Source organism: Verrucomicrobiota bacterium (assembly GCA_027622555.1).
Lineage (GTDB): Bacteria > Verrucomicrobiota > Verrucomicrobiia > Opitutales > UBA2995 > UBA2995.
In genome coordinates, this window is record JAQBYJ010000092.1 from 1 (window position 1) to 21660 (window position 21660).

The 21660-nt window shown below is 50.3% G+C and carries 17 protein-coding genes; 6 read left to right on the top strand and 11 right to left on the bottom strand.

The features are described 5' to 3' along the window. Positions 1 to 521: 521 nt before the first annotated feature. The 6 genes from O3C43_19155 to O3C43_19180 form a co-directional block, all read right to left on the bottom strand. On the bottom strand, positions 522 to 2000 hold the full coding sequence (locus O3C43_19155; protein MDA1068608.1) for a tripartite tricarboxylate transporter permease: 1479 nt from the start codon (positions 1998 to 2000) through the stop codon (positions 522 to 524). 217 nt (positions 2001 to 2217) lie between these two features. Further along, positions 2218 to 2700, bottom strand: coding sequence for a tripartite tricarboxylate transporter TctB family protein (locus O3C43_19160; GenBank protein ID MDA1068609.1), 483 nt, complete (start codon positions 2698 to 2700; stop codon positions 2218 to 2220). After that, positions 2690 to 3688: a tripartite tricarboxylate transporter substrate binding protein gene (locus O3C43_19165; GenBank protein ID MDA1068610.1), complete on the bottom strand. Its 999-nt coding sequence runs from the start codon at positions 3686 to 3688 to the stop codon at positions 2690 to 2692. Before O3C43_19165 ends, O3C43_19160 begins: the two co-directional genes overlap by 11 nt. Positions 3689 to 3838: 150 nt before the next feature. After that, entirely contained in the window at positions 3839 to 5611 is a 1773-nt protein-coding gene (locus O3C43_19170; GenBank protein MDA1068611.1) for an arylsulfatase, read from the bottom strand. Positions 5612 to 5626: 15 nt separating this feature from the next. Further along, positions 5627 to 6910: a Gfo/Idh/MocA family oxidoreductase gene (locus O3C43_19175; protein ID MDA1068612.1), complete on the bottom strand. Its 1284-nt coding sequence runs from the start codon at positions 6908 to 6910 to the stop codon at positions 5627 to 5629. A gap of 32 nt (positions 6911 to 6942) precedes the next feature. Further along, a complete protein-coding gene (locus O3C43_19180) occupies positions 6943 to 7551 on the bottom strand; it encodes a helix-turn-helix domain-containing protein (protein MDA1068613.1) in 609 nt (202 codons plus the stop codon). Between the two features lie 101 nt (positions 7552 to 7652). Here O3C43_19180 and tdh point away from each other — a divergent pair, with 101 nt between their 5' ends. Both tdh and kbl read left to right on the top strand, forming a co-directional pair. Further along, entirely contained in the window at positions 7653 to 8678 is a 1026-nt protein-coding gene (gene tdh, locus O3C43_19185) for an L-threonine 3-dehydrogenase (protein ID MDA1068614.1), read from the top strand. 36 nt (positions 8679 to 8714) lie between these two features. Then, on the top strand, positions 8715 to 9896 hold the full coding sequence (gene kbl / locus O3C43_19190) for a glycine C-acetyltransferase (GenBank protein ID MDA1068615.1): 1182 nt from the start codon (positions 8715 to 8717) through the stop codon (positions 9894 to 9896). 4 nt (positions 9897 to 9900) lie between these two features. On the opposite strand, the gene O3C43_19195 is transcribed toward kbl, so the two are convergent. Continuing rightward, entirely contained in the window at positions 9901 to 13191 is a 3291-nt protein-coding gene (locus O3C43_19195; GenBank protein ID MDA1068616.1) for a heme-binding protein, read from the bottom strand. A gap of 293 nt (positions 13192 to 13484) precedes the next feature. Here O3C43_19195 and O3C43_19200 point away from each other — a divergent pair, with 293 nt between their 5' ends. The 3 genes from O3C43_19200 (at position 13485) to O3C43_19210 (ending at position 16184) form a co-directional block, all read left to right on the top strand. Beyond that, positions 13485 to 14252 (top strand): type II CAAX endopeptidase family protein, encoded by a 768-nt coding sequence (locus O3C43_19200; GenBank protein MDA1068617.1) that lies wholly within the window; start codon positions 13485 to 13487, stop codon positions 14250 to 14252. A gap of 34 nt (positions 14253 to 14286) precedes the next feature. Continuing rightward, the gene (locus O3C43_19205; protein MDA1068618.1) at positions 14287 to 15306 is read left to right on the top strand and encodes a hypothetical protein; all 1020 of its coding nucleotides are present in this window, start codon (positions 14287 to 14289) and stop codon (positions 15304 to 15306) included. 200 nt (positions 15307 to 15506) lie between these two features. Continuing rightward, entirely contained in the window at positions 15507 to 16184 is a 678-nt protein-coding gene (locus O3C43_19210) for a spermine synthase (protein MDA1068619.1), read from the top strand. A gap of 63 nt (positions 16185 to 16247) precedes the next feature. On the opposite strand, the gene O3C43_19215 is transcribed toward O3C43_19210, so the two are convergent. From O3C43_19215 to O3C43_19230, 4 genes are read right to left on the bottom strand one after another with little or no spacing between them, the layout of a single operon-like run. Continuing rightward, a complete protein-coding gene (locus O3C43_19215) occupies positions 16248 to 16745 on the bottom strand; it encodes a hypothetical protein (protein MDA1068620.1) in 498 nt (165 codons plus the stop codon). Between the two features lie 8 nt (positions 16746 to 16753). Beyond that, positions 16754 to 17503 (bottom strand): succinate dehydrogenase/fumarate reductase iron-sulfur subunit, encoded by a 750-nt coding sequence (locus tag O3C43_19220; GenBank protein ID MDA1068621.1) that lies wholly within the window; start codon positions 17501 to 17503, stop codon positions 16754 to 16756. 9 nt (positions 17504 to 17512) lie between these two features. Beyond that, positions 17513 to 19330 carry a fumarate reductase/succinate dehydrogenase flavoprotein subunit gene (locus tag O3C43_19225; GenBank protein ID MDA1068622.1) on the bottom strand — a complete coding sequence of 606 codons (1818 nt, stop codon included), beginning with the start codon at positions 19328 to 19330 and terminating at the stop codon, positions 17513 to 17515. Positions 19331 to 19332: 2 nt separating this feature from the next. Further along, positions 19333 to 20118, bottom strand: a complete 786-nt coding sequence (locus O3C43_19230; GenBank protein MDA1068623.1) for a succinate dehydrogenase — start codon at positions 20116 to 20118, stop codon at positions 19333 to 19335. A gap of 503 nt (positions 20119 to 20621) precedes the next feature. Here O3C43_19230 and O3C43_19235 point away from each other — a divergent pair. Next, the gene (locus tag O3C43_19235; protein ID MDA1068624.1) at positions 20622 to 21170 is read left to right on the top strand and encodes a hypothetical protein; all 549 of its coding nucleotides are present in this window, start codon (positions 20622 to 20624) and stop codon (positions 21168 to 21170) included. Positions 21171 to 21660 lie beyond the last annotated feature (490 nt).

The window sequence follows — 21660 nt, forward strand, 5'->3', positions numbered from 1 at the left end:
TTTACGACCGTCTATTTTTATCATTCATACACTGTGGCATATAACAGGAGTGTAGTCTATCCTAAAGATTGATCAGTATTAAACCAAGCAAATACAGCTTGGCCCATAGTAGTAGTAGTAGTTTATTCATAGAATATAGTAATTAGGTTATCAGTTACTAAATGAGTTATTTATAAAGAACGGGTATTTTGACTTCGTTTGCGCCCCATAGTTAAGATTGTGAGTGCATATACGTGTATCACTTTTCTTTGCAAATATCAGATCGATTTGTGATCAAATCACCCAGTCTGAAAGGAAACAAAGAATTAATCGAAAGGTATTTACTAGAATTTGCGGAAATTGAAGTTTAGTTGAAGAAGATCTCTGCTTGATAAGCTAATCAACCAGGCTTGGGTGTTTGTTCGGGACGGACTAGATCAAAAGAAGCAGGGTGTGTCAAAATTTTTTAATTTGTTCAAAATAAGTGTAATTTCATGACTGATTCTGCCTATTACAGCAATTAGGATGTCGCTGCTACCCCGCTATTTCGAATAATTGGGTCGCATGATTCGGTAGAGCGAGGGACCCAAAAAGGCTAGAAGGAGGAGCAATATCAGTACAGCGCATATCGGGCGGTTTAAGAAGGGCAAGAGGCTGCCTTCTGTTTTGATAAGACCCGTCCGAAAGTTCTCTTCGACCATAGGACCAAGAATCAGTCCGAGGATCAGAGGTGCCAGTGGAACCCGTTTGGCCTCCAGGAAATAACCTACAAGTCCAAAGGCTGCCATGACATAAACATCAAAAATACTATTACGCAGCGAAAAAGAGCCGACTACAGAGAAAACAAGAACTGCTACCATGATCATGCTCCGGGGGAGGCGAAGGAGCCACCCAAAGGTTTTGATTCCAAGGTAGCCACAGGGGATGAGTAGAAACTGGGTTAGCAGGGCGATAAGAAAAATAGAGTGAACCTGTTCTGGATTTTGTTGGAATATCAGTGGCCCCGGTTTTATTTCGTACATCATCAATGCACCCAGCACGATCGCCGTGACGGCATCGCCAGGAATTCCAAAAACGAGCGCGGGGATCCATGCCCCACTTACCGCAGCGTTGTTCGCGCTGGTCGGTGCGATCACTCCGGCAATTTCGCCTTTCCCGAAATTTGCACCCTCTTTGGAAGTTCGTTGCTCCAGGCCATAAGCTGCCCAGGCAGCAATATCGGCACCAGCTCCGGGAAGTGCTCCTATAACTGTTCCTGAGATTGAAGACTTAACGACCGTGAGTTTGTGTTTCCAGATAGCCTTGAGCGCTTCAATGGGTGAATTGTCTTGTTCGGAAGTTTCCGTAGGGGCTTCTTCTTTCTTAAAACCCGCCAGCACGCTCCGAATTACTTCGGATACGCCAAACAAACCGATCATCACCGGAATGAATCCCAGGCCACCCATGAGGTCTGGATTGCCAAACGTGAAACGCTGAGCCCCACTTACGACATCGAGGCCTACGGTTGCGAGTAACATTCCAAATATGGCAGCTAATAATCCACGGCGTGTATTACCCGCACTTACCACCGCGCTCATGCTCAATCCGAAAATGGCTAACCAGAAATACTCGAAGTTGGAAAAACGTAAGGCGAATCGCGCGAGCTGCGGCGCAATCAATATTAGTAAGCCTACACCGACCAGTCCACCCAGGCTGGAGCAAAATAAATCAATTAACAGGGCGAACTTTCCTTTTCCCTGTTTTGCCAGTTGATGGCCGTCCAATGTGGCAGCTGCGGAAGCGGGTGTCCCGGGAATGCGCAGGTAGGTTGCCGGGATGTCTCCAGCAAAAATGGCGGTGAAGCTGACGCCAATGATCATTGCCAGGCCCGTATTGGGATCGGGCATATAAAAACTAACCGGAACAATGAGCGCTACGGCCATAGTCGCAGTTAATCCCGGAGTAGCTCCCACAAAAATCCCAAACAGCATCCCCAATAGCCAGGGAAGCAAAACGTGGATTTGAATGAGGTCGGAAAGCATGGTTGAGCTGGAAAGAGGAAGGTGTCAGGTGTCAGTGTTAAGAGTCATAAATTGTAGGAGCGCGATAGTAATTCGTACCAGAATGTAGGGAGTAGCTGCTTTAGCTGCGATTCGAGTAAACAGAGGCCAAGCTGGGGCTTGGCGTGCCCAGGGATCGCAGCTAAAGCTACTCCTACAATTTGATAAAACCACTGTCTCAAGATTTATTTTCATCTTATCAAAACGGCATTCCAAAAACCCCTCCTGGCAACGGTACTTTAAACAGGAGAACGAAGAGACAATATATGACAGCTATCAGGATTATAGATACGATCAGTGAAAGCTTCCATGAATTGTCCAGAAGCACCATCATGAAAGTTGCCATGACAAGTGAACTTATTGAAAATCCAAACCAAGGGATAAGAATGACATAGATCACGAATAAGCCCATAAGCTGTAAAACGGTTTTTGCCCTGGTCTCTGTTTTGGGAGCTTCCGTTGTTGATGGGGTTCCTCGGGTTTTATAGAGTTCAATGAGTCCTCCAATGAGCAGAAGCATGGATAGTCCCATTGGGAATGCCTTGGGGCCAGGATCGAAATTATCGCCCAGGCCAATGGAATGAACCGACCTCGTGAGAAATAGTATCAGAAGCGATGTACCCAACAGAACGGTACCCAGCCAAACGTCGCCGTCCTTTTTCAAGACTTGTTTATTTTGCATACCCAGCCGCTTCAATCACCGTTTTCCATTGCCTGTCTTGTTCTTCGAGGAACCTGGCGAATGCGTCTCCGCTACGAATCTCGGTAGAAAACCCGTTCTTTTTCATGAATGAGGTGAACTCAGGTGACGCTAAGATTCGTTCACAAGCTTCTCTGACCGTTTTCAAAATGAATTCCGGAGTCCCCTTGGGCATACCCAATCCTCTCCAGCCTACTGCCACCCAATCCACATCCGATTCTTTCAAAGTGGGCATATCCGGGTAGTCGGTAAGTCGTTCGGGAGACATGACTGCGAGGGTTCTCAATTGACCGGCTTCAATTTGGGAAATCGCTTCCGGTACACTGCAGCAAATTGCATCAATGTGTCCGCCCAGAAGTTCTACGATGGAGGGTGCTGCTCCTTTTGCCGGAATCCATCGAACATCGGACACAGCCATCCCTGCTGCCAGTTGAAATCCAGCTCGTGCCAGGTCCCAGGCCCCACCTGTCGAGGTTCCCGACATCGTTAACTTCCCCGGGTGAGACTTTGCGGCCTCCATGAACTCCTTAATCGATTTCCAAGGGGCATCAGCCCGGACGATGATGGCTGCGGCATCTGCGTTCATTTGTAGGATTGGTTCAAAGTTCTCCCAGGTGAGATCGGAGATCCCCATCCAGTGCATGGTGCTGAGCTCGAAGGTAATCATGGTGATGGTATGGCCGTCCGGTTTTGCCAACGCACCTGCTGAATGACCGACCGCACCGCTACCACCCGTTCGGTTGACAACAACTCCCGGTTTCCCCAACTCGTTTTGTAATTGATCGGCCATAAACCGGGATAAGCGATCGGTACCGCCTCCCGCCGCCCAGGGACAGATCACGGTGATGGTCTTCGTTGGGTAAGTGCTCGACGATGATTCCGTGTCGGTCGGTTTGCAGCCGGAGAATATGAACGAGCCTGCGAGGATAAGTCCCCATGTGTATTTAGAAAATGAAGGAAATCGATTCATATTAAAGTGATGAGAATGGAAAGATGGCAATTTGGATACGTCAACTGTAGGAGCAAACTTGTTCGCGACCCGAACGTAAGCAGGCATCCGAGTCGCGAACAAGTTTGCTCCTACAGTTTGATTCGAAAGTGCCATTTCGTTTGGGACAACCTAAAACGAGTCGTTCAAGTAGGTTCTCAACCCTGTCCGCCAATAATACTGAAGTTTCAGCATCCAACGTTCGTAACCTACTATGCCATCCGTACGGGTGGCCCAGGCGTGCCACTCCCGGGCCATGGGGATAACCAGGTCGTAGTAGTGGTCGGAGGCAATGTTGTTCAACTCCAGAGGGTCGCTATCGATATCGTAGAGTTCCCAATCGTGATGAGTCTGTCCGTCAGTGGAGGTGAAGTTTTTGGATACCAGCTTGTATTTGCCTTTGAAGATCGCGCGGTTGGCTTCGTGTTCGAAACAAATCACCCGGTCGGCCAGACGTCCGCCGCGCAGGGCCGGCATCAGGGTTGTACCTTCCATGGGAAGAATGTCATGGCCCAGCCGTTTTGCCGGATAACTGGAACCGGTGACATCCATCACAGTGGCCATGATGTCAATCACGTGGCTTCGCTGGGTCTCACGTTCACCTTTCCGCTTCAGGCCTTTTGGCCAGTGGACGACCATGGGCGTGTTGATGCCTCCTTCATGGTTGAAGTGCTTGTATAATTTGAACGGTGTATTGCTCACCCCGGCCCAATGAGCTCCTGTGTGGTGGTTGGTTCCCTTTTGTCCCATGGTATCCAGTTCAGCTCCTTTGAAAGGTCCGTCTGAGCCAAAGGGGCCTCCCTCGTAATTGGCTCCGTTGTCGGAGAGGAAAAATATCAGGGTGTTTTCAAATTGCCCGTTATCTTTAAGTTGCTGAATGACTTTTCCGATTCCCTGATCCATTTGAGTCATCATGGCGGCAAAAATAGCCATGCGTCTGGCCTGGTCGTGGCGTTGGGTGTCGCTCAGGTCGTCCCATTTTTGCAATGGAACGGGGTTGGCGAATTCATCATGCCAGGGTGGGGCATCGGAGGTGGGTGGCAATTCGTCGACATCGGTAAACAGGCCGAGTTGCCGCATCTTATTCCAGCGATCGCGTCGGATTTTGTCCCAGCCTTTTTCATAGAGGGGCAGATATTTGTCGATCAGTTCTTTGGGGGCATGCAGCGGAAAATGCGGTGCCTGGTAAGCCAGGTAGAGAAAGAAGGGATTGTCGGCCTCGTTCTTTTGATGGTGCTGCAGAAACTTGACCGCATAATCCGTGGTGGCATCGGTCGCATGAAACTCTTCTGGTCCATAATGAATGGGTTTCACATCCGGCGATTCCAGAATGTAAATCTCCGGATCCCAGAAGCTGCCACAGCAACCCTGGTAGGCGTAGGAGTGATTAAAACCGCGGGCGGGGGGGAGCTTGTCCTTTGTGTTTCCCAGATGCCATTTTCCAGACATGTAGGTACTGTATCCCTGGTCACCCAGAACTTCCGAAATGTAGACATTGTTGCCCGGTTCAACGGGTTCCAGTTCGTAACAACCTACCTGGTGGCTATAAAGTCCGGTGGAAATACTGGCACGTGTCGGACCGCAACGGGCGCAATTGTAGAAGTTGGTAAAGGTCAGTCCGTTGTTGGCCAGCTTGTCGAGGTTTGGAGTCTCGATTTCGCTGCCTTGAAATCCGGGATCCGAGAATCCCATGTCGTCCGACATGATGATGAGGATGTTCGGCTTCGACGGGCTCACCGCAGGAGGGCGATCTTCAGCGGATGTAGAGGACAGGCATGAAATGTTCAGGAGAACCGCAACACCTGCGATAAAATGTAGGAGCGACCTTGGTCGCGATTCGTTGGCGTTACGTTTCGCAACCAAGGTAGCTCCTACAGTCATAGAGTTTAAAAATCTGCTTATCATTTAATGGTCTCCTATTTACACCTGAAAAAAGCGTTTTTCTCTGTAGGAAATATTTCCGAAGTGGCAAACGGCTGCGGCCTGAACACCAGCTTCGACATTGTCGACGGGGTCGCGATTGTCCCGGATGGATTCAAACCAATCGCTCAAGTGGAAGGTTTCGGCATTGAAACCTGCTGCGTGATCGGTGCCGCGTGGTCCTTTGCTGGCAATCATGGATTCGCTTATCCGAGCCAAGGGATCGTTGCCGCCTCTTTGTGGCGTTACTTCATAGCGATTGCGATCGAAGTAGACGGTAGCGTCTGTGCCCATAATAATGGTACACGCTTTAAGGTAATTGTTGCTCCATGAACTGACGTAATCCATCTGCAGGTCAAGATCGGGGAATTCCATAATGCAATTGGTGATGTCGGGCGTTTCCATTCTGCCTTTTCGGTGGTACTTTCCTCCCGACATAATTACCTGACCGGGTAGTGGTAAATCGAGCAGCCAGTTGGTGGCGTCAAGCCAGTGTACCATGAGATCTCCCAAGGGACCATTTCCAAAATCCCAGATCCAACGCCAGTTCCGCATTCGTAGTGCGTCGAAGGGTTGATCCGGTGCGTTTCCAAGAAAGCGTTTCCAGTCTACCTGGTCCTCGGTGATACGATAGGAAGGGTCTCCCTCGTACGGTCCAGTATTGCGACACCATTGCATGTGCACGCGGGTTACCTTCCCGAGGTTTATCTCGCCGGAATCGAGTTTTTGCTTGAGCACTACCAAATGCGGCATGGTGCGCTGCTGTGCCCCAACCTGAACTTTCTTTCCTGACCTTCTCACCGCTTCGATCAATTGTTGGCCTTCCTCAAGATTATGAGTTACCGGTTTTTCGACGTAGACGTGCTTACCTGCTTCTACGGCATCAATTGTAATCGGGACATGCCAATGATCCGGTGTCGCGACTATGACAGCGTCTATATCTTTTCTATCCAGTACCTCCTCGTAATACCTTGTTTTCTGAACCTCACGGTCTCGTCCGCCAACCAACACGTGGGCCGAATTTAGAAAATCGTCATACACGTCGCAAACTGCCACGATATTTTTTCCTGGAATGTTGCTGAGACCTTTTACCAGAGCACCGCGCATCCGGCCCCCACATCCGATGAGGCCTATGTTGATCGTCTCGTTTTTAACATAACTCTGATGTATGGTGGTACATCCGCTGAGTGAATAACTGGCTGCTCCGATACCTAGAATTTTAAGCGCTTCGCGGCGGGTCATTACATCCGGGGTATTCTTTGAGTGGGTAGATATTGGGGTCATGCTGGGACCTTAGACAATCCCGTTCCTACTAATCAAGCGTAGATGACAACGAGGAAGAGGATTGCTCCTCCTCGACCGGAATTTACAATGGCATGGGGAACGTCAGCCCGGTAGTTGGCCGAGTCTCCCTTCTCCAGAATGTCGCTATCATCACCGGATTCCACGCGGACTTGTCCCTGTTCGACGGTAAGAAACTCCCGCGTGCCTTCAAAATGAGCCTGGCTTCGCAGGGATCCGCCCCGTTTAAGCTGAACTTCATAGAACTCCACGTCCTTTTCCAGATTGAGCGGGGAGAGGGTGCGGATCTTGCAATTCTTGTCCGAGCGGTAGTGAAAGGTGCGGTCATCAGCCCGGATTACCCGCAGTGACGAAGAGGCATTGGGTTCCCTGACCAGCTCGCCCAGGTCCATGCCGAAGGCGTGGGCAATTCGCAGGGTCACGGCCAGGGTGGGGTTGGCCTGCTCGCGTTCGATCTGGCTGAGCATGCTGCGGCTGACACCGCTGCTGCTGGCCAGCATCTCCAGGGACCAGTTCTTGTCGGAGCGCAATTGCTTAACCCGGGCACCCAGGTGGCTGTTGATGGATTCAGCAGGATGTGGTGCTTGGGAAGCGGACGTTTTGGGGGAGATTTTCTTTTTCATTATAATGGAAAAATTTCTTGCATAACGGAATCAAGGATCCACTATACGATACATCAATTCCTGTATAGTGGAATGCCTTTTGAGTACTTCAAGCAGAAAAAATGAAAGCTTTAGTTAAAAAAGAATCCGGTCCTGGGTTATGGTTAGAGGAAGTGGAACCTCCCAAGCACGGCTTAAACGATGTTTTGATCAAGGTCCAAAAAACCGGCATCTGCGGTACGGACCTGCATATTTATAATTGGGATGCCTGGGCAGCAAAGACGATTCCGGTTCCCATGGTAATTGGTCACGAATTTGTGGGAGAAGTGGTTGAGACAGGGGCCAATGTGACTGACTTCCATCCAGGGGAGATTGTCAGCGGCGAAGGCCATGTCGTTTGCGGACGTTGCCGCAACTGTCTGGCGGGGCGTCGTCACCTTTGTGCCGAAACGGAAGGGATCGGTGTGAACCGGCCCGGAGCATTTGCCGAGTATATCGTTTTGCCGATGACCAATGTCTGGCATCATCGCGATGGGGTAAACCCGGAAGTGGCCGCCATCTTCGATCCATTTGGTAATGCGGCGCACACGGCTTTGGTGTATCCGGTTCTGGGAGAGGATGTGCTGGTGACCGGTGCCGGTCCGATAGGTATCATGGCGGCAGTTATCGCCAAGCATGCCGGGGCACGCTATGTGGTAATTACCGACGTCAATGAATACCGCCTGGATCTGGCCCGGAAGATGGGAGTCACCATGGCGGTAAATGTTAAAAAACGTAATTTGAAGGAAGTTCAGGAGCACTTGGGGATGGTGGAGGGCTTTGATATCGGGCTTGAGATGTCCGGTAATCCCGGGGCCTTCCAGGATATGCTGGCGAATATGTGTCACGGCGGAAAAATCGCCATGCTGGGCATACCATCCAAACCTTTTGCCATCGACTGGAATACGGTCGTATTCAACATGCTAACCATTCACGGCATCTATGGTCGGGAGATGTACGAAACCTGGTATAAAATGACTGTCATGTTACAGAGTGGCCTGGATATCGAAGAGATTATCACTCACCGCTTTCATTACACCGAGTTTGAAAAAGGTTTTGAGGTCATGAACTCGGGGAGATCGGGGAAGGTGATATTAAATTGGGAATAGTTTTTCGTAGTTAAATAATTTTAAGAATATTCGGTCATGACTCCATCCTTTCAGAAATATATTGAACAACAATTGTCCGGTATTCGCGATGCTGGTACCTTCAAGGATGAACGTGTTATCATGACGCCTCAAGGTGCTGTGATTCGAGTGGCGGATGGAGAGCCGGTGCTCAATTTCTGTGCGAACAATTACCTGGGGCTCGCCAAACATCCAACCGTGATTGAAGCTGCCAAGCAGGCTATTGATCAATGGGGCTACGGTTTGGCCAGCGTCCGTTTTATTTGTGGCACTCAAGGTGTGCATAAACAACTGGAGGAAGCCCTTAGCCTATTTCTCGGGACAGAAGATACCATACTTTATTCGTCGTGTTTTGATGCCAATGGCGGACTCTTCGAAACCCTGCTCGGTTCGGAAGATGCGGTGATCAGTGATGAACTTAACCATGCGTCCATCATTGATGGAGTCCGTTTATGTAAAGCTGCGCGGTATCGTTATCGAAATGGTGATATGGAAGACCTGGAGTCAAAGCTCAAAGAAGCCTCCGGTGCACGGTATCGTCTGATTGCCACCGACGGTGTTTTCTCCATGGATGGTTATATTGCCCGTTTGAACGACATCTGTGACCTGGCCGAAAAATACGATGCCCTGGTGATGGTCGATGACTCGCATTCGGTCGGCTTCATGGGTAAGACCGGACGTGGGACCCACGAACATTGCGGGGTTATGGATAGGGTGGACATTTTGACCGGAACCCTGGGCAAGGCCCTGGGTGGAGCCAGCGGCGGTTATACCAGCGGGCGAAAATCCATTATCGATCTCCTTCGGCAAAGATCACGGCCCTATCTGTTTTCCAATACTCTGGCTCCCGCCATCGCCGGAGGTTCTTTAAAAGTGTTGGAGTTGTTGTCGGAATCGACTGAGCTGCGCGACAAGCTGGAAGCAAATACCGCTTACTTTCGGAGTGAAATGGCCAAGCTTGGATTCGATATATTGCCAGGAACCCATCCCATCACCCCCGTTATGTTGGGCGATGCTGCTCTTGCTACACGCTTTGCCGATGCCATGTTGAAGAAGGGGATTTACGTCATCGGCTTTTCCTATCCCGTGGTGCCTCAAGGCAAGGCGCGTATCCGAACGCAGATTTCCGCTGCCCACAGCCGGGAGGATTTGGAAAAAGCGCTTGAGGCCTTCAAGGCGGTGAAGGAAGAGCTGGGGTGATGTTTTACTTCAAGCCACTCAAATACTCCACCACGTCGCGCAGTTCGCGTTTACTTAGCAGATAAGTGATAGGAGGCATGGAGGAAATGGGTTGGGTGCGGGAAGCGACCTCTGAGCTCTTAAGGAATTGTTTGCTTCCATCGGCCTTGATGAGCTCGATTCCTTCGGCGGTTTCCTTACCTAGCTGGGCGCTGATCGTTTCGCCTGTTTTAAGGGTAACGGTCGTCATTCCATAGCCCTCAGCGATGTCTGCACTTGGATCGACCAGAGCTCTCAGGATATATTCGCGGTCTTTTGTTTGGCTGATTTTGCCCAGGTTGGGTCCAATCTCGCTTCCGTCTTCCCGCCCGAATCTGTGGCAGCGTACGCATTGTGCCGCCAGATGATTTCTGGAAATCTGTTTTCCTGCTTCGGCATTTCCTCCGTGGAGGGTTTCAATAAATGATGCGGTGCTGGAACCCGCTGGACGGCTGTTTTCGAAACCAGCCAATTCGGCGGTCATGTTCCGTTTGGTCGCTGCTTCAATTACATCCAATTGAATTTCAGGAGCCACGCCACCCGCGGCAAGTTGCTGAGCTTGAGTCCGAATTGCTTGATCAGCCTCCTCTGTCTCAATCTCGGCCAGAAGTGCCAACGTTCGCTGTTGTTCGCTTACCGCTTGGGACATTCCCAAGCGCTTAAGCAGATATTCGGATGCGCTCCTTTTGTCGGTTCGTACCAAAAACTCCGCCGCCGCCATGCGCAACCCTTCATCATTTGAGTTCAGGGCATAGGTATTTGTTTTGGGATCCATTAAACTTTTTAATACCTCAACTCGTGCAGAGCTGGGAGCCTGCTTGTTCTGTAATAGCTTCCCCATAGAGATCGGGCTGAGTCTTACCGAGAGCGTATTAGCTACTGCTACCGTTTTCCCGACTATCAATGGGTCATCTTCATCAACCAATCCTTCAAGCATGCCCGCAATCGCTTGGGAAATTTCTGCAATCGGTCGCGATTTATAATACCTTCTTCGTCCATCGACGCGGTCAAGCGGAGGAGGAGTTACCCAGGATGCCAATGCGTCCAGAGCTTCCAGGCGCATCGCCCTACTATGAGAGCTGTTGACTGCATATTCTGCAACCAGGTAAGCTTCATTGACTCCACCGATTCGAAAGTTGGCGTTAATCAAACGTCTCACCAGTGCTTCTTTGTTACTATCGGTAGAAAGGAGCTGCTTGCCCAAGACAGGCAATGCTTCCTCGATTGAAAAATCGTCATGAATGGCTCGGGCGGCTTCCAGAACAACCCATTCGGAATCGTCAGACAAGAAGGTGGCAACACTTGGGCTTTTCAGTCTTCTAAGAGCCACCACCGCGCATAGCCGAACCTCTTCTGATCGATGGTCGATGAGGGTATCGGCTCCACCAATACCTTCGAGGGCCCGAATGCCTGCATGTCTGAGGTAACCGTCTTCTCCGTTATTTTCCTCTATTAAAGAAACGATAGCCTCAAATGCCTCAGCCACCTGCTGGCGGGCCAGCGTGATACCCGCTTGAAAACGAACTCTTGAGTGATTGGAACTCAAATGCGGAATTATAAGTGTTCCATCAAAACTGCCGGGTTTCAGATCGCCCAGCATCTTACTCGACTGAACCTGGATTTCCGGGTCGTCGTCGTTCAGCAAACCAATTAAACGGGTAACAGCCGCCTTTTCTCCTGTACGAGCAAGTTGTCCGAGTCCCCAAATAGAGTGGATACGTTTGAGCTGATGAACATGGTTGGTGTCCTCAACAAGAGCCGCCAGTTCTCCCCGTTTCACAAGCTCGAACTGCGCTTTCAAACGAATCCGTTGATCTGCGTGTGCGAGAAATTTTCTGAGCTCCTCGAGGCTGTTTTGAGACGCGCTTTGCTCCAGGATGATTTGGACTTCCCGGCGAATGCTTTGGTTGGCTCCAGGAGTGTCGAGCTTCCAAATAGCGCCAATCTGGTCGAGCGGATAATCGCCGCCCCAGTCGACGGTGTACAGCGCTCCGTCATTTCCCCAGGTCAGGCCGACCAGGGGGATTCCTGCTCCCAGTTGATGGTCGTTTACCATTTTAAAGGACGCACCATCCTGCTCTACCTGGAATGCGTACTGGGCTCCTTTGAGCGTTCCGTTCAGGAAAAAATAATCCTTGTACCGGTCGTTGAGTGCGGTTCCCGGATTCCATACGAACCCGGCCGGACCATCAATGTAGTTTCGGATGGTGGGAAGTAAGTAGGCGGCTTGCCCTTCGTGTTTTGGAATAGTCAATCCTTCATCCATCCAGGGGTTATATAACCCAGCCCGGTACTGATAGTCGTTGCGCCAGCCTGCATCCATACCGTCGACGATGTAGACGAATCGTTCGGTTTCACCTTCCTGGTCAGAGTCGTTGTCTACACCAAACCAGTTCCCGTAAGCGTCGAAGGTTGGCTCCTGGACATTTCTTAATCCATGGGCAAACACTTCGAAGTCGCTGCCATCGGGATTGGCCCGCATAACCCCTCCTTGGTTGGGGTAGAAAAACTGTTTTCCTTCTTTTGAAATTACGTTGATGCCCTTGTCGCCAATCGACCAATAGATCTTGCCGTCAGGTCCGACGATGAGCCCATGCATGTCGTGCCCACCATAGGCTATATGCATGCCGAAGCCGTGGGCAAAAACTTCCTTTTGATCGGGGATGTCGTCCCCATCGGTGTCGCGCAATTTCCATACGTCAGGAGCTACGGTTGCGTAGACGTCCCCTTCGTGCCAAAGTACACCTGCGGCGATGCCGGTTACTTCCGTTTTGAAATCAGCATAAAATACCTTGGAACTGTCCGCGAATCCGTCTTTGTCGGTGTCCTCCACAATATAGATCACTTCGCTGTCCACAGTCAGGTCGCGCCAATCGTGCGAGCCATCCCCGTTGTGGTCGAGAACACGCCCGACATTCTCCGCAGATTTTTCCGGAGCGAGCTGGGTTTTGAAAAATGCCCGTTTGTCCTCCACCGATTCCAGGCCCACATCGTCGGGAACCCAGTCGCGGTTTTCACGTATGTCGAGGTCCTGTGCCTTTCGCCGTTGTGTCTGGGTTACATAAGCCCGTCCCTTGTTGTCCATACTTATGGAAACGGGGTCGGGGATGTTGAGGTTCGGCGTCCACTTGATGTATTGAATGTCGTTTGAAACGGGTTCGGATTGGGCGATCTCGGTTTTGGTGGATTCCGCTACCGGGGACTCTTGTTTGGAGCAACTTGCGCCGAGGCAGAGAAAGATGAATACCAGGAAAGATGTGAGCGCTCTTATAAGCATGGATTTGAAAAAGAGGAATTGGGTGGTGTCTGCAAGACTTTGTCGAATCGGATGATCCGCTGTTGCCCTCCAGTCTTTGATTATCGATTCTTTTATCCGCAGATTTGTCTGCGACAAATTTCAAGACTATACCTTGTTAACGTTATGCAAATACAACCTCAGGTTGACTATGTGAAAATGCCCAGCAAAGACCTCGAAAAATCCAAGGGTTTTTTTGGTACCTTACTTATCTTGGATGCTCCTACAATGGTGACATGAGTACACAAAATATTTTGAGGATGGAATTGGAAACTATGATTGAACCGAAAACGAAACTTCAAACACGCCTTTTGTGGCGTAAGCTATGTTCGAACCATCTGCTCCTTGTTGGACTTATCTTTTCGAGTCTAACTTTTTTTCGGGTCTACGGCTATTTCGGGCCTGAGTTCAATGGTAAGTTCGTCATGGGGGGATTTCTTCTAATGTGGTTTGTGCCCTGGGTATTTCTAACTCGTCCAGGACGACGTGCCATAGGTCTGTCTCTCCCTCATGGATTGAGTTGGATGTTTCTGGCTCCGGTGATGGGCGCAGTTCTGGCCTTGTTGTGTTATGTGTTGGGCGACGTGCTATATGGTTCATCGGAGCAACATTGGTTTCGGTCGGTTGCAAATTCTTTTTTAAGTGATGAGCGGGTTCTGGGCATGCCGACCAAACAAATGTTTCTTATGTTTACCATACCGGCGGTTTTGTTTTCTCCCATTGGAGAGGAGATCCTGTTCCGTGGACTGATCCACCAATCCGTTCAGGAGAAACACGGGTGGACCAGCGCTGTCGTGGTAAATGCCTCTCTCTTTGCTGGAGTACATTTATTTCACCATGGGATCAATAGAACGGCTGGTGGCTGGACTATTCTGTGGGTCTCCGGCTTTCTTTGGTTCATGTTCATGTTGATGTTTGTGGTCAGTGTCTGTTTTAGCTGGCTAAGGTTGCGTTACAACTCGCTGGTGCCGAGCATCGTTGCCCATTCCTTTTTCAACCTGGTTATGAACGTTACTTTCTTTTATTGGTTGCTTGTCCCGTAAATAAAAACTATCCGAAAACCCTCTTTTTTTTGTGATGTCAGGTGCTCTAAAACAAAAACATTCGAAGGGGAGAATTGTATGGATGGTGATGTCCCTGATAGGCCTGCCGGTGTGTGTCCCGCTCCGTTCTCAAGCCGTACCTCCGTTTTCAGGCACGATATTTCTCGATCCGGATATTATTACATCCTCTGACCCAACCACGTTTTTAAGTCTTACGGATAGTGGTAAAGGCAGTCGGGTGATGTTTGATCGCCGGTTAAATAATTGGGTCACCCTGGACGCCTATCTTTTCAATGCCAGCTACAGTGATGGACCGGACATTGAGATGCAGGTCAATCCCGAGTTCAGCGATACCGCTGCTGCTCGGGACCAGGCCTCAAAATATGCTCCTGTGATTGGACGACTGCCGAAAAGTCTCCGCATGGATGTACAAAAGGTATGGATTCACCAAGGCCTCCAACCCTTTGGGGGAGGTAATAATAGTCTCCTTATTCACACTGGGCAGGCAGATGATTACATCAGCTCCGGAATCCTCGAAGAAACCTTGGTTCACGAAGCGTCCCATACTTCATTAGATGCAATGCACGCCAGCTCACCTGAATGGCTGGCCGCCCAAATATCCGACGGTGAATTTATTTCCACCTATGCGCGCGATAACCCCATGCGCGAAGATGTAGCTGAGACATTCCTGCTTTATCTTGCGCTGCGTCATAGGTCAGACCGGATCTCTCAGGCTTTGGCCGAAACGATTTCGCAAACCATTCCAAACCGGCTCGCTTATTTCGATAAACAAACCTTCGACCTCACGCCGCTCGTTTCATCCGGTGATCCCTTGTCGCTTATTGGTTTCTCTTTCGATACTGCGACGGGTGTTTTAAATTTTGATTGGGTTTCCCAGCCGGGGAAAACGTATGCCTTGGATATTTCAACCCGGTTTCCGGAATGGTCGGATTTCTTAAGCGCTATTCCCGCTCAAGGCAGTACGACTCACTTATCACACGACTTTATTCTTTCGGAAGGACAGGCTTTTTTCCGGGTGCGCGAAGAGGAGTGAAGATTTGCAGCAAGCGAAATTGTAATCCAGAATGACCCTGCTTAAGAGTTAGGGCCTACTGCTTTCGCAAATGCGGTGGTTACCCTTACGCTTTGGTCGTCGATCAAATAGTATATTCTCAAAAATATCCATCTGTCTTAAGGCCTGAAAATTACTAATTAGTTTGCAATTGATTGAGATAATCAGAGGGCTGTTCCTCCATGAAACCACACCTCAAACTGGCAGAAACAAAAACACCGGATGGGGGAATCATGTCACTCTTTGAGCATGATGGTGATTTCTCAATAAGCCTGAATGGTGCCGAGATTATGCATTCGCGCGCCAGTACTTCGGAGGAGCTCTTGGGGCAGTTGGGAGTTGAACGGCTGGATCGTGAGGCTGAGTCGCGTGTGCTAATCGGTGGTCTCGGGCTTGGATGTACGCTTCGGACTGCGTTAAAATTTTCCAGCGAAAAAACAATCGTTGAAGTAGCGGAGTTGCTGCCGCAGATGGAGGAATGGAATCGAACGTATATGCAGACCCTAAACGGTGCCTTGGTCGATGATCCGCGGGTCGAGATTCGTATAGGAAATGCAAGCAAGCTGATCCGAAAAGCGAAACCAGGAACCTACCATGCGGTGATGCTCGATGTGGATAACGGACCTGTTGCTTTGGTGGTTAAAAACAATTACTCTTTGTATTCAAATAACGGACTGCGTGCGATTCGGGATGCCTTGAAACCAAAGGGACGCGTTGTGTTCTGGTCGGCAAGTCCTGAGCCTCAATTTGAACCTCGCTTACGATCCGTCGGTTTCAAAGTAACAGCCGTTCCTGCAAAAGTTCACGAACGTGCCAAGCGCGCTGCTTATATGTTGTACGTGGGCGATCGTTTGGCTTGAGCGCAATTCAATTGCGGCTGCCCTTTGGCTTACGAACTTAAATAGTCCCGGCAATTACAGTGGTTATTCCAAGAACGGCTCGCGCCCTTCTCCGGGCATTGGCTCAAGGCGATTGCGTTCGATGAGCCGGGTGCAGGTGTTCCAACGCAACACCGAATCGTTGTTGTGCTCTGGTGAAAGTTTTTCCGCCTTCTCGTACCATTCCAATGCATCACAGAAGCAATCGTAGGCCATGAATCGTGCACCTGGAGAACCACTTCTCAAATACGCCATCCCGTTCCTTTCATGAGAAATTCCCGTGTAATAAACTCTTTCGTATTCATTCTCCAGCCGCCCAATAATTTCTAGTACTGTTCCAGGCGCAACTTTGTAGCCGGTGCCGAATTGGTCGCACATCGCCAGTACCAAAATGACCAGGACTTTCTGATTGTCCGGCTCAACACGAAGAATGTCACGGCAGATGCTCTCTGCGGCACTGGCTTCATTGAGAAGACGGTAGTGCTTGGCCTTTTCTATGGCCGAAGGTATCGCAAGCTTTTCCAGCGGTTTAAATTGGTCCATGATGACTCCTATTTTGATCCAAACAACTTGCTCAGGAGACTGAGGACGGGGTCGTAGAATCGATCTACGACGCGCTCTTTGAGTGGAATGATTGCGTTGTCGGTGATTTTAATTTCCTCCGGGCATACATGGGTGCAGCACTTGGTGATGTTGCATAAACCGATCCCTTCCGCTTTTTTCAAATCTTCAAGCCGGTCCTCGGTATCGAGCGGATGCATCTCTAACGCGGCCGTGTATACCAGTGCGCGCGGGCCAATGAATTCATCGTGCAAATGATGCTCGCGCAGAACATGGCAGACATCCTGACACAGGAAACACTCGATGCATTTACGAAATTCCTGAACCCTGTCGATGTCCTCCTGGTACATGGTCCAGGATCCATCTTCGTTGTCCGGTTTGCGTGGATTGAATTTTTTAATGTTCTTCTTAACGCGGTAGTTCCAGGAAACGTCAGTCGTCAGGTCTCTGATCAACGGAAAGGTTTTCATGGGTTCGACCGTCGTGCCTTGTTCGATAGGTAAATCATCGAGCCTTGTCATGCACATCAATTTGGGGCGGCCGTTAATCTCTGCTGAGCACGAACCACACTTGCCAGCTTTACAGTTCCATCGACAGGCCAGGTCATTGGCACTTTCGGCCTGAATCTGGTGAACGGCATCAAGCAGAACCATACCTTCGCTGACCTCGGTCGAGTATTCCTTAAACTCGCCGCCGTCCGTATTGCCTCTCCAGATTTTGAATTTTGCTGTTGCCATGATCGGTATCGGTTAGCCCATCTCCTTGATAATTTCCTGCAGCTCGGTCGGCATTTCGGGAATCTGAGCCCGGTCGATTTGCATACTACCGTCGGGTCCACGTCGAATGATGTTGTTGTACTTTGCCCACTCTTCGCTCTTTTCAGGATAATCGTCGCGAAATTGTGCACCGCGACTTTCTTTACGTGCGATTGCCGAAAGCGTAACTGCTTCAGAAACCGTGAGAAGGTTTTTCAAATCAAGCGCAGTGTGCCATCCCGGATTGTATTCTCGATTGCCAATCACTCCGACCACTGCAGCCTGTTTTTTTAGTTTATCGATCTCCTCAAGCGCCTGTTCCATTTCGTCCCCTTTGCGGACGATGCCCACAAGGCTTTGCATAGTATCCTGGAGCGAATACTGAATTTGGTATGCTCCCACGGCGTCGTCGGTCTGACGATCAAACGGGGCCAGGGCTTCCCGTTTGGCTGCATCGATCTCTTCCTTATCGATCTGCGTGGCGCCATGGTCATTGGCAAACTTTGCGGCGTACTCGCCAGCCCGTTTTCCCAATACCAATAAATCAGAAAGCGAATTGCCGCCCAGACGGTTAGCACCATTTATACCCGCGCCACATTCGCCACAGGCGAACAAACCGGGAACCGACGACATCTGCGAATCGCCTTCGACGCGAACACCACCCATCATATAGTGGGTAGTGGGACCTACTTCCATCGGCTCTTTGGTGATGTCAATATTGGCCAGCTGTTTAAATTGATGATACATGCTCGGCAGCTTCTTTTTGATGTGCTCCTCCGCATTGCCGATTTTCTCCTTGATCCATGCAATATCGAGATACACTCCTCCGTGTGGACTGCCGCGGCCTTCTTTAATTTCCCTGACGATACAGCGAGCCACGTGGTCACGCGTAAGCAACTCCGGTGGCCGATTGGCATCCTTGTCACCCAACACGTACCGCCAGCCTTCCTCCGGATCGGCGGCTGTCTGTGCTTTATAGTTGTCCGGAATATCACCGAACATGAACCGTTTACCTTCACTGTTGGTCAGGATTCCGCCCTCACCACGTACGCCTTCAGTCACAAGAATTCCGCGCACACTGGGCGGCCAAACCATGCCTGTGGGATGAAACTGGATAAACTCCATATCGACCAGGTCAGCGCCGGCGTGATAAGCCAACGAGTGACCATCGCCGGTATATTCCCAACTGTTGCTGGTTATCTTGAATGCTCGCCCGATGCCGCCGGTGGCGAGTACGATTGCCTTGGCGTGGAAAACTTTAAACCGTCCGCGCTCGCGGTCGTAGGCCACTGCACCACAGACCCGGTTGCCATCCTTGAGCAAGTGGACCACCGTAACTTCCATATGAACGTCAATGCCCTGGTGGATGCCGTGGTCCTGTAAAGTCCGAATCATCTCCAGACCCGTGCGGTCTCCCACGTGGGCCAGGCGCGGGTACTTGTGGCCACCAAAATTGCGTTGCAGAATTCGTCCCTCCTTCGTCCGGTCGAACACCGCACCCCAGGATTCAAGTTCGCGAACACGGTCAGGCGCTTCCTTGGCATGTATCTCCGCCATGCGCCAGTTGTTGATGTACTGACCTCCACGCATGGTATCGGAAAAATGCACCTTCCAATTATCGCGATCGTCAACATTCGCCAATGCCGCGGCGATCCCGCCTTCGGCCATTACTGTGTGCGCTTTCCCCAACAATGATTTGCAAACCAATCCGACGTTCGCTCCGGAACCCGATGCTTCAATCGCCGCGCGCAATCCTGCACCGCCGGCGCCAATGATGAGCACGTCATGCTCGATTACTTCATGCTCAGTCATAATTAAAAAATTCGAAAGTCCGTCCAAATGCCCATCGAGCACAGGCGAACGTATACATCAGTGAAGCCGACCCAGAACAGGCTCATCCAGGCCCACATCTGGTGTTTTTGGTTTAGGCAGGTTACGCCTTTCCAGGCGCATTGCCTTTGCGGCGATTTTGACATCTGGTCCAGCGCGCCGCCGACAAGGTGTCTCAGAGAATGGCAGCCGAAGGTATAACCGCCTAGCATAATGACGTTGACCGTCAGAACCAGCGAGCCCACTCCGATCCCGAAACTGCCATCGAAGATGAACCCTTTAATCGCGTCCCAGGAAAGGAACACCATAAAAACCATCGCAACATAAAGCATGTAACGGTGGACGTTCTGGATAATAAGCGGGAAGGAGTTTTCACCCCGGTACTTTTTGCGCGGCTCGGTTACGGCACACGATGGAGGGTCAGCCCAAAACGCCTTATAGTAAGCGCCTCGATAATAGTAACAAGTTAGCCTGAATCCGGCAGGGCCCCAAAGGATCAGAAATGCCGGTGAGAAGGGCAGCCAGTCGGGCCAGAATCCCGGCCTCGTCCCAAACCATGCGTGGGCGGTGGTGCCAAATAATTCAGGCGAGTAAAAGGGCGAAAGATACGGACCAAAGGTGTAGTGCGCACCTTGAAATGCGGCCCAGGTCGAATAGACGATAAAGGAAGAAAGACCTAGAAAAACAAGCACCGGTGTTCGCCACCAGGTGTCCCGACGCATTGTTTTTGGAAAACGGGATGTGGGAGTGGTGAGCTGATCAGAAGGCATAGAGAATATGGGGGTAATCCTGAATAAGCCAAAATCGTAGGAAAACAATTGATTCCGTCAAGCGCGTCCTCACGTGATTCTTTCCGCGGGGAGGTCCGAGGTATTTTATCCTCTTTTTGTTCAGACTCATCTGAAGCGGACCGCTCAGGCTACGCTGAAAGCTTCGACCCGACACAGTCGGCGATCGGTCCCTTCCCTGGACTTGTCTAACTTAGGTAGGGCGGTTTTGCCATACCGAGCCGAAGGCGACAGCGAAGCGAACAACAACCGCCGTCAGGGATTTACCCCGCAATTTGAATCTTGTCATCTTTTTCCTTTGTTCTCCTTGCTGTGCAGACTGCCAGGTGGCATCTGGTGGCTCGGCTGCCGAGCCGTGGCATTATGCAGCGGCCGACCCGAGAACGATGTATTTCAACTTTCGACTTCCTTCTTGATTCAAATGATTAAAAACCATAGCCAATGGATGTCTCCGGTTTCACTTACGCTTCAACCTGCATTCCTCTATGAACAAATCAGCCAAGCTTCAGGCCGCCATTGAAATCATTTCCGCCCTCGCGGTGGTGATCACACTCATCTTCCTCCTGATCGAGATTCGCCAGAATACCGAACAGACCGCCCTCAATGCACGGGCGGTTCAAATGGCCGCCTACCAGGATCTGATGAGTCAGATTTCAGGCATGAATACCTTGCACATTGAAAATCCTCAATTTGCTGAAGTCTGGTATAAGTTTGAAAAGCGTGCGGAGCTTACTGCCATTGAAAAAAGCCAAATAGACCAATTTGTCTGGATGCTTACCAGGCACGGAGATCTGGCTTACTACCAGTTTGAATTGGGTGCAATTAATGAAGAGAGGCTTCTGTCGGCTCTCGGCCCTTTTACGGGCAGGTTGTTACACCCGAGTATCCGGGAAATGTGGAACGATCGTAAGGGATCATTTGTTCCTGGTTTCCGTGGCTACATCGACAACTATTTGACGGACCGGGATCTGAAACAGGCAGCCCGCGCCTCCACCGAACAGGCACAGCCAAGCGGGGAAGCCCCTAATGAATGATTTAACCACGAAGTGCTTAGGGCAGCAAAGCCGCAACCAAAGCTTAACCTAACCACAGATTGCTCAGATAGGTACAGATATTGTAATGATTCCTTAACCACGAATGGACAGGTGACACGAATCATGAGGTAGGGACTGATCGCCGACTGTGTCGGGTCGAAGCTTTCAGCGTAGCCTGAGCGGTCCGATACCCTGAAGGGTTTGTTCGGTCATTTTTTTCAAAGGGAGCCTGCTTTCAGTTTTCCGCGGTGATGAATTGGAATTTGAAAACGTTGCATAAAAAACAAGATTTTTATGGATAGTAGTACGAAGACCACGAAGAATATAGAACTAAGAATCTTTCTCTGGACGTCGTACTCTTCGTGTCCTTCAGCGAAGCGGGTGGTTGAAAATCTAATTTTCTATTTTATGCAAAATGTATAGTATATTGCCAATATTGCATAAACGGGATTCCTCCTTCCATGTCTGAGTGACGAATAGCCGGGTACGC